This window comes from Nocardia sp. JCM 34519.1, from assembly GCF_020361265.1.
Lineage (GTDB): Bacteria > Actinomycetota > Actinomycetes > Mycobacteriales > Mycobacteriaceae > Nocardia > Nocardia arthritidis_A.
The window spans coordinates 203,218-216,755 of sequence record NZ_JAIRBR010000010.1; the positions used below are offsets into that span (position 1 = coordinate 203,218).

The window sequence follows — 13,538 nt, forward strand, 5'->3', positions numbered from 1 at the left end:
CTACCCCGAGATCCGGAATCCCGGGTCTATGCCCCAGATCGCCAGTGTGAGAAACAGATTCGCGAAAACCATGACGACGATCACCATCTTGATCGCGCGGCCGGCCGCCATGCCGACACCCTCGGGTCCACCGCTGGCGACATATCCGTAATAGCACTGGATGAAGGTGGAAAGCAGCACGAACACAACCACTTTCAGCAGCGACCAGAACACGTCGGGTCCGATGAGGAACTGGAAGAAGTAGTGGTCGTAGGTGCCCGCCGAGGTGCCGCCGAGAAAGAGCACCGACAGTTTCGTCGCCAGATACGCTGCCGCGAGGCCGATTCCGTACAGCGGGACGATGGTCAGCGTCGCCGCGACCATGCGGGTGCTCACCAGGTATGGAACTGGCCGGATGGCAAGCGATTCCAGCGCGTCGATCTCCTCCGCGATCCGCATCGCGCCGATCTGCGCGGTGAACCGGCATCCGGCTTGGATGGCGAACGCCAGGGTGCCGAGGATCGGCGCCAGCTCGCGTGTGGTAGCGAAGCCGGAGATGGCGCCGGTCAACGGGCTCATCGTGAGCAGGTTCAGCGCCGTGTACGACTCCATCCCGACGATGATTCCGCCGAAGGCGCACAGGATGAATACGACGCCGATGGTGCCGCCGCCGACGATGAGCGACCCGTTGCCCCAGCCGACGTCGGCGGTCAGCCGCAGCACTTCCTTCCGATAGTGCCTGAGTGCGAAGGGAATTGCCGTCACCGCCCGAACGAAGGTGATCGTCTGGTGACCGAGCCGCTGATTGGCGTGCACCGGAACCATGGCGGCGCCCGCGACGGCGCGGAAGGGTTTCAGCGAAGGCGGGACGTATGTGCTTGCCATGCTCAGACCACCTTCGCGGGCAACAGCGTGTTGTAGAGCTGGGTGAGAATGATGTTGGTGGCGAACAGCATCAGGGCCGAGCTCACCACGGCGGAGTTCACCGAATTCGCGACGCCACCCGGGCCGCCGCTGGTGTGCAGGCCGATATCGCAGGCGATGATCGCGGTGAGCGCGCCGAATATCGCGGCTTTGACCAGGGCGACGACGAGATCGTTCGCCACCGCGAAGGAGGCGAACGAGCCGATGAAGGATCCCGGCGTGCCCGACTGGGCGTAGACGTTGAACAGGTACGCGGTGGCGAATCCGACGAAAACGACGAAGCCGCACAGCAATACGCTCACCAGCACCGCCGCGGCCAGGCGCGGGGCCACCAGACGGCGCACCGGGTCGACGCCCATCACCATCATCGCGTCGATCTCCTCGCGAATGGTGCGCGAGCCGAGGTCGGCGCAGATCGCCGACCCGACGGCGCCCGCGATCATGAGCGCCGAAACCAGCGGTGCGCCTTGGCGAATGATGCCGAGACCGGCCACCGCGCCGACGAAGGTGGTCGCGCCGACCTGATTCACCAGCGCGCCGACCTGGATCGAAACCACCACCGCGATCGGTATCGCGACGAACACCGTGGGGGCCGCGGACACACCGGCCATGAAGGCGCACTGCTTGATGAACTCCTGGAACGGAAACCGGCCACGGACGATCGAAATCACCAGCTGGACAAGGGTTTCCCGGCCGAGCAGCACCTGCCTGCCGAGGGTTTCGAGCGAGCGTTGCGGGTGACGACGCCACAGTCCCATTGCGGCGCCGGCGATTCGCTCCAGCTCCCCCGTCTCCGACTCCGGATCGGATCCCGTGACGACCGCCATCTCAGCTCCCCAACCCGACGAGCCGGTGTTGCAGCGCGACGAGCAGCCCCGCGACCACCGCGAATCCGGCCGCGAGCACGGTCAGGACGGCCAGCCACAGCCCGAACCGAAGCACCGGATGCACCCGCATCCGGCCACCGAGGATCTTGACGCCGATCACCAGGACGTCGATGAAACACACCAGCGCCATCATCAGGTCATGCACACATTCGAGAAGGTGAGCACCGGCCAGCACACGATCGAACCGAGAAATGAGATCAGCACATCGATTCCGTGCATATTCCGCAGATGACTCGTATGGGTCAGGGACCAGACCACCCCGACGAGACCGTACGGCACCGCGAGAATGATCAACGTCCCGAGGAATTCCGAGACCTTCATCTCGTAGCTCAGCAACCGATCCAGCCTCTTCAGCATCCGTCGCCGCATCCTTTCGTCCCGGGGCAGTGGAACCGAGCCTGTATGTTACGCATGATTCTTGTCAATGTGGGTCGATTTCGGAGAACTTTTCGACCGGCCTATTTGGGTTCGATCAGCTTAGATACCACACCGTCCACCTTCTGTAAGTTGATACCGATTTACACAGAATATGAGGCACAGCCGGCGGGAACGCCACCGTGTCGCGGGTTTGCCGGGCGGTCAGCGCGGAATCCCGCCACTGCGGCGATAGCGAGCGAGGGTTGATGCCGATGCGGGTGATCACGCTGAATCTGTGGGGTCGCTGCGGTGACTGGCCGCGGCGACGGCGGGTGCTGCGGAACGGGTTCGCCGAGCTGGCACCGGACCTGGTGGCGTTCCAGGAGGCGATCCGGATCGCCGAGGTCGATCAGGTCCGTGAGGTGTTGGGCGGCAATTGGCATGTCGCACACCAGGTTCGGCGCGGCGAGGCGGGCTCCGGGGTCACCGTCGCGAGTCGCTGGCCGATCCGCGCGGTGCGTGAGCTCGATCTGCGGGTGTCCGGCCGCACCGCCGACTCACCTTTGGCCACATTGGTGGCCGATATCGAGGTGCCCGGGCTCGGGCCCGTCGTGCTGGTCGATCACAAGCCGTCATGGCAGCTCGGATACGAACTCGAACGGCAGCGGCAGGCTGTGCTCGTCGCGGGGCCGTCGGGGCCGAGCATGCGCATGTGGTGCTGGCGGGCGATTTCGACGCGACACCGGATTCGGCCGGTGTCCGCTTCCTGACCGGGAGGCAATCGTTGGCGAATGTCAGCGTCTGCTATCGGGATGCTTGGGCCGCAACGCATCCCGATGCCGCCGGACACACGTTCACTCCGCGCAACCCGCTCGTGGCCGATGGCGTGGAGATGCCGCTGGAGCGCGGGCGGCGCATCGACTACGTGCTCGTCCGCTGCGGTGACCGCGGCCCGACGCTCGAAATCACCGACTGCCGACTGGTTTTCGACCGGCCGCACGACGGTGTCTGGCCGAGCGATCATTTCGGCGTCCTCGCCGACCTCACCGCGAGCGGCCTGCCGATCGACGGTCAACCCATCGGGTAGCCGAACGACTCCAGCGACAGTACCCGCGCCGTTCGCGGGCGCGGCGCGACCCGGCTCCCCACTTCCGGACTGGGGAGTTCGCGGGCGCGGCTTTCGTGTCAGAATTCTTCCGGTTGTCCACACTTGGCGGGAGACCGCAACCGGCGGCGAATCTTAGTGCGCGGCTGGTGATTTGGTCGGCGTGCTGACGCGCGCGACAGTTCGGCGCGGGCCACGATCGGCACTGCCGCGCTCGACGGCTACGAGGGTTTGGTGTTGCCGATGCGCATATCCGGTCCGATTACCGCATCGGCTCTGGTGATGGCGGGATTGCTGGCCGCGGCGTCGGCCCCGCGCTCCGACAGACCAGCACCCGATTCCATCGCCGCGCAGCTGGCGGCGGTGACCGCGCAGGTGGCACAGACCAGTCCGACGACCGACCAATCCATCGGCCTGCTGCCCGCCACGCCGGACCCGCCGCGGCAATTGCGCGCGATTACGCCCCCGGCCAATGGTGCGCTGACCTCGGGCGCTGTACCGCTGCACGATATCTCGCTGCCGCGCGGCGGCACCCTCGGAATTCCGGAGATCGTGCTCGCCGCCTACCGCAATGCCGAACTCGCGCTGCAATCCTCGCTGCCCGGCTGTGGCCTCACCTGGTACCTGCTCGCCGGCATCGGCAAGATCGAATCCGATCACGCGAACAATGGACGCACCGACGCCGACGGCACCACCATCGGCATCATCTACGGTCCGGCATTGGACGGCACACTGCCCGGCAACGAGGTGATCAAGGCGACCGACGGCGGTTATGTGCGCGCAGTCGGGCCGATGCAGTTCCTGCCCGCCACCTGGTTCCAATACGCCTCCGACGGCAACGGCGACGGCCGGGCCGATCCCAACAACGTTTTCGATGCCGCCCTCGGCGCGGGCAAATACCTCTGCTCCGGCGGCTCGGATCTGCGCGATCCGCAGCAGGAACTACAGGCGATCCTGCGCTACAACAACTCGCTCGACTATGCGACACAGGTGCTGAGTTGGGCCAATGCCTACCGGACCGGCGGTGTTCCGCAACGAATGCCCATCTCCCCCAACCCGACTCGACCCGACCCGCGGTCCGGCCGAAGCATGCTGACGGGTGCGGGGTCGAGTATGGGCACGCCCAAGGCGGCCACCCCGACAACGGCCGTACCACCGACCTCGTCGACTTCGCCGACCTCGCCGTCGACTTCGCGGACCTCACCACCGAGTTACCCACCGAGTCCGCCGACCGCGACATCGACGCAGCCGCTCCAAATCCAAATAATGATCATCATCCCCGGGCTGCCGCCGATACCCTGTGGCATCTTCTGCGTGCTGGAGCCGGATCCCGCTGACCCCTCGACCATTCCGTTGCCTACGACAAGCAATCCCGGCGACTGCCAAGGACTGTGGATACCCACCTGCCCACCCAGTACACCGCCGAGCCCGTCGACATACCAAACACCGACCGTGACAGTACAACCCACGTCCCCCTGGTATCCGCCGACGCCGACCACTCCCTGGTACACGCCGACCACCTCTCCAGGGCCCGTGCCGACATCGACCACGCAGCCCACGCCGAGTCAGCCAACCAACCCGCCACCCACACCATCCGAAACACCCACCACGACAGCACAACCCACACCGCCACAGCCGACTACACCTGGGTCTGCTCCGAATCAACCGAGTAACCAGCCGCCGACGACTTCCCCAAGCCAACCACCGCTCGAAACATCCACCGCGACAACGCAGAGCGAGCCCACCGCACCGACGACTACTCCGGGGCAGCCGAGCAACCAACCCCCAGCCGCGCCGCCGCCGAACCAACCGCCACCCGGGGCACCCTCTGCGGCACCACAGCCCACACCAACCGAAGCCACCGCACCGGCACCGAGCCAGCCGGCTCCACCGGTCGCTCCACCGGCATCGGTATCGCCGGACGACGGGCAGTCCGCAACCCCGGCTCCTGCCCCGCCACCCACGGCACCCGTGCAACCAACGCCGATTCAGCCGACCAGCCAGCCACCGCTGCCGCCAACGGATCCGGTCCCATCCCGAGTACCAACGGCGGCAACCGAACCCGCACCACCCGGCCAACCCGCGTCGCTGCCGCCGAACCAGCCCGCACCGAGCCAGCCGGGCGCTCAGCAGTCCGAGTCGACCCCGATCGCACCAGGCCGGACTGCCGAGCCCAAAGCGCCTGCGACCGATTCGAACTCATCGGCGCCCAGCCAACAGCCGATCGCACCGGCGCCACCGACTCCCGAGCCCCGCCCATCTCGAATACCCAGCACAACATCGAAACCCGTCCCCGCAGCACCGGCCGAGCCCACCCGAACAACCGTTCCGATACCACCGCCCGATGAGCCCGAGCCGTGAGTTCGCCCAACGGGACCGAAACCCGAGATCGACGGCCTACATGGACATTTCGCGGATCATCAGCGCATAATCCCGGCACTCGGATCGGCCACGGCTGTCAGAGTCCGGCGCCGCCGGTCGCGTCGATTACTCGGCCGGTGACCCAGCGGGCGTCGTCGGAGCCCAGGAACGCGACGATATCGGCGATATCCTCGGGCTCGCCGACCCGCCCGAGCGCGGCGAGTGACGCGGCGTGGGCTATGGCCTCGGGGTTGTCGCGCAACCATCCGACGTTCACGTCGGTGTCGACGATTCCGGGTGCCACGGAGTTGACTGTAATGCCCTGTGGGCCCAGGTGTTTGGCGAGGTTCATGGTGAAGTTGTCCAGAGCAGATTTGGTCGCGCCGTATGCGATGGCGTCCGGCATCGTGAGCCGGGCCGCGCCGCTCGAGATGTTGATGATCCGTCCGCCCGCGCGCAATCGCCCCAGCCCCTCCTGGACGACGAAGAACGGTGCGCGCACGTTCACCGCGAAGACGCGGTCGAAGTCGGCGGCGGTCAGCGCGGAAATGTCACGGGGGCAGCCGATTCCGGCGTTGTTGACGATGATGTCGACCGTCGCGCCGCCCGTCGCGGCGTCGAAGGCCGCCGGGAGCATGGCTATCACGCCACCTCGCTCAGCGAGCTGACCGAGGCCATGGGCATTCGCTCCGCGAGCCTGTACAAGGCGTTCGGCGACAAGGCGTCGCTGTTCCGCGCGGTCGTCGACGCGTACGCCGCACTCCCGACCGCTGACTTCGTCCGCCGGGCCCTGGACGAAGAACCTTCCGCCCGAACCGCGTTCGAGCGAATACTGCGCGAGGCGGCGGACAACTACACCGATCCGGCGCACCCGCCCGGCTGCCTGGTGATCACCGCGGCCACCAACATCACCGATGCGGACGCGGATATCGAGGCATTCCTGCGCGGGCTGCGCGCACAGAACCTGGAAACCTTCCGCGCGCGCCTCGCCGCCGCGCAGCGCGCAGGCGAGCTGCCACCCGACGCCGACACCACGGCGCTGGCCGAGTATTTCGCCGTCGTCATCCAGGGCATGTCGCAGCGGGCCCGCGACGGCGCCGATGCCGCCGCGCTCGGCCGCGTCGCCCGCCTCGCGCTTACCGTATGGCCTTGACGCACAACGGTATTCGGATCAGCAGCTGAACGCGTAGGTGGTGCCCGCGGATTTCGCGACGCCGCTGCGCACATCCATCACGACAACCGTCGCGGTCTTGTTCCGCGGCAGATCGCAACGGACGTCGGCCAATTGCTGCGGCCCGAGCGCGCCGTGCCCGTCGGCCTGCCGCTCACCCAGTTGCCGCGGGTTGCCGGTATTCACACCCGCGGCGTAGAAGATGACCTTGCCGCCCTCGGTCAGACCCGTTGCGCCGTCGAGGAAAATGGTTCCACCCGTCAGGGTCAACTCCGTCCGCACGTGCACGCCGCCCGCGGGCAGTTGTGTCGGATCGGCCAAATGCGTTACGCCCTCGGCATTCTGGGCAGCGGCGCGGTCGCGCCGGGATGGATCGGCGCATACGTGATCGGACGGCCGGGTCTCCCGCCACACGAAGCCCGGCAGGCAAGTGTCCGGACCGTAAGCGCCGCCGTTCGGTGAGCGATGCGAGGGGCCCTGGACGTTTTCGGAGTGCGCGATGTCGCGGTCGCCGGGGGTGACACAGACCTGGTCGCCGTCGTAGGCCTCGCGCCATACGAATCCCTGCGCACAGGTGTACGGACCGTACGGCAGCGCGGAGGCCGGGGCGCCCGGCAGCAGCGCGACCGATCCGGCGAGCGCGGCGAAACCGATGGCGACGGGTGCGTACCGGCGTACGGATGCGAGCATTTCGGATCCTTTCGGAGAGGGTTCAGCCGAATTCGGCTGCGACCACTGTGCGGAAAGGACCCAACGGGGTTCTAAGCGCCGGCCAACGGCGCGACATGCAGCGTCAGCTCGCAGTCCCCGATTCTGATCACATCGCCGTCGGCCAGCGCGGCGCTATCGACAATGCGCACGCCGTTCACCCGAATACCATTGACCGACAGTAGATCTCGAATAATATAGGCCACGCCGTCGAATACGATCACCGCGTGTTTACGGCTCACCTTGCCGTGGTCGAGCACGATATCGTTCTCCGGCGACCGCCCGATCTTCGTTCGCGGCCCGCACAGCGGATAGGTATGTCCGCGGCTGTCGCGCAGCACCGCGGCGCGGACCGGAATCGACTGCTCGACAACCGTATCGCTGCCGTCCGATGCGGTCGCCGCGCGGACGATCAGCGGCTCCTGCCGCAGGATCCGCCCCTCCAGCAGCTGAATCGACGGGCTCGGATCGATGCCGAGTTCACCGGCCAGCGTCGCGCGCAGCCTGCGCGCCGCCTCCAGCGCGTCGGACTGCCTGCCGTTCAGGTACAACGCCGTGATCAATTGCTTCCAAAGACGTTCGCGCAGTGGGTATTCGCCCACCAGCACGGTCAATTCCGCGACCACGGCGTCGACCCGGTCGCGGGCCAGGTCGGCCGCGGCGCGCGCTTCGATGGCGCCGATGCGTTCGTCGTCCAGTGCGGTGGCGTACACCTGCGCGAACTCGAATCCGCGCAGATCGGCCAGCGCGGGCCCACGCCATTCGCGCAAGGCCTCGGTGACCGCGGCGCTCGCCGCGTCGAAGCGACCCTCCGCGAGCGCACGCAGTCCGCGCTCCTTGCCCGCACGGAACCGGTCGACGTCGCAGGCCGCGTCGGCCACCGAAATCCGGTAGCCGGCACCGATCTGGGATAGCACGGCGCGCGCGTCGAAACCCGCGTCGCGCAAGGGTTTTCGCAGATTGGACACGATGGTGTGCAGGCTCACCCTGGCGTCCGGCGGCGGATTGTCCGCCCACACCGCGCGGGTCAGGGATTCCACCGCGACCGGCCGGTTCGCGTTGAGCACCAAATATGCCAGGGTCGCACGCTGTTTCGGCCCGCCCAGCGGGCGGTCCACGCCGTCGATGGTCAGTTGCACCGGACCGAGGATCCCGAACCGCACCCGCGCATCCGACATCGAAATATGATAGATCCGTCCGCCGCGATCCCGTTGTGCGGCACGAGTTCCTACCGCTCGGTCCGGTCGCGCACTACTTCGTGCCGAGTGCCAGCGAACCCAAACCGTCCATATAGACGAAGGTCATCTCGTCGGCAACCGGAATTCGGCGAACGCGCGCCCGGTCCCCACCGCCGCGCCCGAGCACCCGCCTCAGCTCTCCCGAATACGTTGCGGGACTCCGCAGTTCGTGTCCGCAACGCGATTCGCATCGACCGGTTCGGACCGCCGCCGACGACCCGAGCCGAGGTCACTGCTTGGGTCGCGCGATATCGGCGAGCGCACCGAATACCGCTTCCAGTACCCGCGCCGTTCGCGCGATGGCGGTGCGCATGCCGCCGAGCACGGTGCGCCGCGACGTCGGGAACACCACCGTGGCGGTCCCGCCGACCGCGGACAGGGCCAGGGCGATGCCGCCTGCCGCGGTTTCGGCGCCGATCAGCAGCAGAAAGGCCACGAACAGCAGGGACAGCGTCAGCACCCCCATCAGCAGCCAGGCCGCGATCCGGAACACCTCCGCACTCGGCGAGGCCGTCATCGGCAGGGCACCCGGCAGCGAGACCATACCGCCGTGCACCTGTTCGGCGTCGGCCGTCGCGGGTTCCGGATCGGCACGTCCCGATGACGCGCCCACCGCCTCGCTCGGCGATTCGGCCTGCGGCGTATTCGCGATCGGATGCTCCTGGTCGAAACCGTGAACATGCGACGTCATTGGTTGCGAATTCCTTTCGTGGGTAAGGCGCGAATTCCGATCGGCGATTCCGGATTCGCGATTCCCGCCGACAACGGGGACGGCATCGATCTTAAGCGCAATCGACCCTGTCGGCGCAATCGCCGAATCGTCTGGGAAACAGCAATTTTCGGGAGCCGCGATCGAAACCTGTTGACACGCCATTTCCAAGACCGTTCCAACAGTTGAACCAGTTGCACGTCATCGGATTCCAACGACCCGGTTCCGCAGGTGCAAATAGGGTTCTACCTGCACCGATCTGTAGTTCACCCCCGTACCTCAACCGTTTGGAGGGGATACACCGCATTCCATCGTCCCCGTCGCCGACTCCGGCCCATCAGATTCGTCCGATCAACGCCCAGGAGCACCCCCACCGGTAATCGCAAGACGATCTCCGAATCAATTACACGTTCATGCAATCAGGGAAATACGAAAAGAAATTAGAGTCGTAAATAGAGAAGTAATTAGCGGGCCCACCGAGCGAATACCCGGAACCGGTTGGTAGCGACGGCTGTTCGGTGTGCATCCATCGACTTCGAGTTCCGTCACCGGACGCATCGGCCGAGCCGGGCGTGCATCTCGCGCCGGAGCCCGGGCGGCCAGGCCCTGCGTGAAGTCAGGCACCGGATGGGACTCGACACAGGGCCTATGTCGGCGCGCCGTCCCGAAGATCCAGCGGCCGTTCACGATCGAGCGTCGCCATCAGCTCGCGCACGGTCACCTGGTCGGCATCGCCGTCCTCGCGGTGCCGGTGTCGCCGTCGTATGACCGGTACGGGCTCGGCCGCAGAGGGCGCGTCCGGCAGGACACTTTCCCGCCCCGCGAATTCCTCCAGCAGGCGCCGCATGTCGAACGGCCGGGCGGCGGCTTCATCCAGCGGATCGCGGTCTGCGCCAGGAAACTCCGCCGGTGCGCCGAAATCCGGCCACGGCAGCTCTCCGGCGACCTCAATCCACCACCGCGGGCATGCGTCTGGTATCTGCCATCCCGCGTGTTCCGTTGCGGGCGTTGCGGATTCATCGTCGAGCAGGCACCGCCGAGCGATGGAGACGGTACGGTCCAGCTTCCGGTAGATCACCGGCGCGCCGAATTCCGGTGCCAGTACCACCCTTTCGTTACCCGTGTAGATGCCCGAACAGCTGTCTCGGGCGTCGTGTATGACGATCAGATCGCCGCGCACGAGATCGCCGAGCAGGACCGGAATTCCGATGGCGGACTGACCGAATACGGTCTTCGGCACCTCGATACCCGCCTTGCGGAAGGCGAATTCGACGAAGCGCGCGGAGACGGTTCCGCGGTCTTCGGGCATGTATTTGTCGTCCGGATCGTGGAATACGGTCCCGAGCAACGCTTCTCCCACCGCCGCCGCGGCAGCGGCCGCCGCATCCCGCGATGCCGACCGTTCGTCGCCGGCACGATCGGACAACACCGCCCGCCCTCGGCGCATGCCATCGTCGTCGACGACCAGCCCGGCAACCACATTCGGAAGCTGATGTATCGGAACTACCGCACGGCGTCGTCGCAGCAGCAACACGGAGATGGGCAGCACCAGCGCCGCCCGCACCGGGCGCAGCCAGCGTGCCGAGCGCGAGGATTTGGCATGCCTGCGCCGTCTGCGCTGCCCGCTCGCCTCGATCCGGACTCCACCTGGCCGAGCGGCACCGCGCTCAATTCCGCGGCGCCGCTTCGATATCCGAGCCCGTATCGGGACCACCGCCCGCCCGCCGACGACCACGATCGCGCAGCACGATAGCGCGGGCAGCGCCACCGATTCGAGTACCGCGACGCTCTGACCGCCCAACCACGGATACAGCAGCACCACCGCGATGGCCGCGATATGCGACAGGAGCGATCCCACGACCGCGTCCCGCACCCGGATCGGCGACATCGTTTTCCCGCGCCGGGCCCGAACATGCCGGGCAGCAACGATTTCGGGTACCGGCGTTTCCACCGCACTCGGCGACGGTTCGCCTGCGGCCTCGGGCGCGACCATCACGATGACGGGGTCCGGCACCATCACGGGTGTCGGACCGTTCGCCGGTTCCGGCGCGATCGCGTTGCCGGTCAGCCGATCCCACGCGGCCACCAACCGCACCACGTCCCTCGGCTCGAGTCCGCACGCGACGAACCACGCGCGAGCCATCTCGCGGTGTTCGGGCAACCGCCGATAGTCGGGGCGCCGATAGTTGTAGACGGTGGATTTCGACAGCGCGCCATCGCATCTGCGCAGGATCTCCGCGCCGGATATGCCCGCGGCGGCGGCGACCATCGCCACACGGAATTCGGCGCGGGTCAGCGGGTCCCGGGCGGTATCGAGCACACCGCTCGACCGGGCGGCCCCGGTCATGCCCGGGTCGGCGTGCGGTCCCGGATCCGGCCGAGGTGCGATAGCGATACGAAACCGGCTCCGGCGCGCACCATCTCGGTTCGCGGGAACCACACCGACTCGACGATCACACAGCCGAACACGAAAACCTCCCAGCTAGCGGGAGTTCGGGGTGCGACCGGACAGCGCTCCGCATCCGGTCACCACGTCCCGGGCCGGGGCCACACTCGCACCTGGCGAACTCCCCGGCCACGACCAGCGGTGAACAGAGGGGACTTCGACACCAAACGCGCCACCCGGCGATGCCGGCAACCTGTGCGCGACCCCTGCCGCAGGCGGGAGCACGGCAATTCTTCCACGCGAATCCGCTACCGGCCACCCTGAAACGACCAGTTTGAAATTCGCGGGCGGCCCGCCGTGTCCAACACGATACGACCAGCGGTTTGTTCGCGAGTCCAGCTGTTGCACAACCGGCTTGGACAACTTCCTTGGACATGTCTACCGCGCGACCGCGCCGACCTGGCCGGATGCCGGTCCAACACGTTTGCATCCGCGCTTACATCCGCACATGCATCGGGCGTCTGCCCACCGGATCGCCGCCGCGGTGCGACACCTACTCGACAGCCATCCTCCGCAACCTTTCAGCGACCACATGCCGCGCCCCGCACCAGGACAGCGATCGGCGAACGCGCACCGACCGCGCGTTCGCTTCGATACGCTTATCGCACAACGACTCCCGCTGCGCACCGACGCGAGGCCATTGGAGTCCATGGCGGCCGGATCGTACGATCGGCCCGGCCGGGGACGAAAATCATTGCAGGGGAAGGACATCCACAAATGACGGCGCGGTGGACAGCAGCGGGTGTCGTGGCGGGGATAAGCGCACTGGTGTGCGGGCTGGCGGCGGCGCCCGCCGACGCGGATCCACTACCGCAGTGGGCGCCGCTCGGCACCACGCTGCACACCTTCGGCGATGCGAATTTCTGTGCGGGCACGATCGGCGTCGCACTGGAGGCCGCGCCCAACCTACCCGGCCACGTGCTCGCACATGTCACCCCGCTGGGTTATCAGCGCGGCCCGTGCGGCAATCACGTGATGCTGGGCTGGGTCGGTTCGGCGGGCGCGCGGTCCCAGGACGTCTATGTGCGCACCGGCGCGGCGCCCGGCGAGACCGTCACCGTCGACCTCTGGTTCGGGATGGGTCCCGCGAAACTGATGGCCGACACCTGGCCGATCCAGGGACCGTTCGCGGAATGGTATCTCTGGGTGCCTTGAATCAGTCGGTCTTGCGCTCCTGTTGAGCGAGGATGAAGGCGCCCTGGCCGTCCGGGTCGAGGCCGGTGTCCAGGATCTTGTCGTCCAGGAATGCGGCCGCCTGCTGATCCAGGTAGATCCGCGACCCCTCGGCGGTCAGCACCTCGTCGTCGTCGCGCGGTTCACCGACGATGGCGAGTTGCAGTGTCTCGGCGCCGTCCGTCGTCGAAATGCGCAGTCCGGCGTTCTCCGGTGCGTCCTGCGCCGAGGTGATGGTGCGAACCGCCTCGACGGCATTCGGGGTGAGCATCAACATATGTCTGGTTCCTTCCGCTCTCGTGACAGTCAGCCGGTAGCCGACGGACTCCAGTTCCCGCAGATCGGCCGTCATCGTGCTCGGCGGCGCGGGCGTTCTCCCCCGGGTTACCCACAGCCGGTTCCCGAAACCTCGACACGAGTGTGATCAGCATCGCGCAGCGATTCGATGAGGGTGGTGGTCGGGCGGCGGGTGGGCTCACA

Annotated in this window: 14 protein-coding genes and 1 pseudogene; 5 read left to right on the forward strand and 10 right to left on the reverse strand. The window is 67.0% G+C overall.

Annotated features, from left to right (window positions below; translation table 11 throughout):
- The 4 genes from LGY53_RS24645 to LGY53_RS24660 form a co-directional block, all read right to left on the reverse strand.
- On the reverse strand, nucleotides 1-864 hold the full coding sequence (locus tag LGY53_RS24645; RefSeq protein ID WP_225729074.1) for an ABC transporter permease: 864 nt from the start codon (nucleotides 862-864) through the stop codon (nucleotides 1-3).
- Between the two features lie 2 nt (nucleotides 865-866).
- Entirely contained in the window at nucleotides 867-1,661 is a 795-nt protein-coding gene (locus LGY53_RS24650; RefSeq protein WP_225729136.1) for an ABC transporter permease, read from the reverse strand.
- 70 nt (nucleotides 1,662-1,731) lie between these two features.
- Nucleotides 1,732-1,935 carry a hypothetical protein gene (locus LGY53_RS24655; RefSeq protein ID WP_374111229.1) on the reverse strand — a complete coding sequence of 68 codons (204 nt, stop codon included), beginning with the start codon at nucleotides 1,933-1,935 and terminating at the stop codon, nucleotides 1,732-1,734.
- Entirely contained in the window at nucleotides 1,923-2,147 is a 225-nt protein-coding gene (locus LGY53_RS24660; RefSeq protein ID WP_167475286.1) for a hypothetical protein, read from the reverse strand. The genes LGY53_RS24655 and LGY53_RS24660 overlap by 13 nt, the downstream gene beginning before the upstream one ends.
- A gap of 272 nt (nucleotides 2,148-2,419) precedes the next feature.
- On the opposite strand from LGY53_RS24660, the gene LGY53_RS24665 reads away from it, so the two are divergent.
- The 3 genes from LGY53_RS24665 (at nucleotide 2,420) to LGY53_RS43685 (ending at nucleotide 5,613) form a co-directional block, all read left to right on the forward strand.
- The gene (locus tag LGY53_RS24665; protein ID WP_225729075.1) at nucleotides 2,420-2,917 is read left to right on the forward strand and encodes an endonuclease/exonuclease/phosphatase family protein; all 498 of its coding nucleotides are present in this window, start codon (nucleotides 2,420-2,422) and stop codon (nucleotides 2,915-2,917) included.
- Nucleotides 2,863-3,234, forward strand: a complete 372-nt coding sequence (locus LGY53_RS24670) for a hypothetical protein (RefSeq protein ID WP_374111233.1) — start codon at nucleotides 2,863-2,865, stop codon at nucleotides 3,232-3,234. The genes LGY53_RS24665 and LGY53_RS24670 overlap by 55 nt, the downstream gene beginning before the upstream one ends.
- Nucleotides 3,235-3,495: 261 nt before the next feature.
- Nucleotides 3,496-5,613: a lytic transglycosylase domain-containing protein gene (locus LGY53_RS43685; protein WP_255664245.1), complete on the forward strand. Its 2,118-nt coding sequence runs from the start codon at nucleotides 3,496-3,498 to the stop codon at nucleotides 5,611-5,613.
- Nucleotides 5,614-5,710: 97 nt separating this feature from the next.
- On the opposite strand, the pseudogene LGY53_RS24680 reads toward LGY53_RS43685, so the two are convergent.
- Nucleotides 5,711-6,301 (reverse strand): annotated as a pseudogene (locus LGY53_RS24680) (SDR family oxidoreductase); the annotation flags it as partial.
- Here LGY53_RS24680 and LGY53_RS24685 point away from each other — a divergent pair.
- Nucleotides 6,290-6,766, forward strand: coding sequence for a TetR/AcrR family transcriptional regulator (locus LGY53_RS24685; RefSeq protein ID WP_255670201.1), 477 nt, complete (start codon nucleotides 6,290-6,292; stop codon nucleotides 6,764-6,766). The pseudogene LGY53_RS24680 and the gene LGY53_RS24685 sit on opposite strands and share 12 nt — an antisense overlap.
- An 18-nt stretch (nucleotides 6,767-6,784) precedes the next feature.
- Here LGY53_RS24685 and LGY53_RS24690 read toward each other — a convergent pair whose 3' ends face one another.
- From LGY53_RS24690 to LGY53_RS24705, 4 genes are all read right to left on the reverse strand, one after another.
- Nucleotides 6,785-7,474 (reverse strand): hypothetical protein, encoded by a 690-nt coding sequence (locus LGY53_RS24690; RefSeq protein WP_225729077.1) that lies wholly within the window; start codon nucleotides 7,472-7,474, stop codon nucleotides 6,785-6,787.
- A 71-nt stretch (nucleotides 7,475-7,545) separates the two neighbouring features.
- Nucleotides 7,546-8,670, reverse strand: a complete 1,125-nt coding sequence (locus tag LGY53_RS24695; protein WP_225729078.1) for a BTAD domain-containing putative transcriptional regulator — start codon at nucleotides 8,668-8,670, stop codon at nucleotides 7,546-7,548.
- A gap of 289 nt (nucleotides 8,671-8,959) precedes the next feature.
- A complete protein-coding gene (locus LGY53_RS24700; protein ID WP_225729079.1) occupies nucleotides 8,960-9,421 on the reverse strand; it encodes a hypothetical protein in 462 nt (153 codons plus the stop codon).
- Between the two features lie 664 nt (nucleotides 9,422-10,085).
- On the reverse strand, nucleotides 10,086-11,786 hold the full coding sequence (locus tag LGY53_RS24705; protein ID WP_225729080.1) for a hypothetical protein: 1,701 nt from the start codon (nucleotides 11,784-11,786) through the stop codon (nucleotides 10,086-10,088).
- Nucleotides 11,787-12,602: 816 nt separating this feature from the next.
- Between LGY53_RS24705 and LGY53_RS24710 the strand changes: the two genes are divergently transcribed.
- The gene (locus tag LGY53_RS24710) at nucleotides 12,603-13,040 is read left to right on the forward strand and encodes a hypothetical protein (RefSeq protein WP_225729081.1); all 438 of its coding nucleotides are present in this window, start codon (nucleotides 12,603-12,605) and stop codon (nucleotides 13,038-13,040) included.
- A gap of 1 nt (nucleotide 13,041) precedes the next feature.
- On the opposite strand, the gene LGY53_RS24715 is transcribed toward LGY53_RS24710, so the two are convergent.
- Nucleotides 13,042-13,410, reverse strand: a complete 369-nt coding sequence (locus LGY53_RS24715; RefSeq protein ID WP_225729082.1) for an iron-sulfur cluster biosynthesis family protein — start codon at nucleotides 13,408-13,410, stop codon at nucleotides 13,042-13,044.
- Nucleotides 13,411-13,538 lie beyond the last annotated feature (128 nt).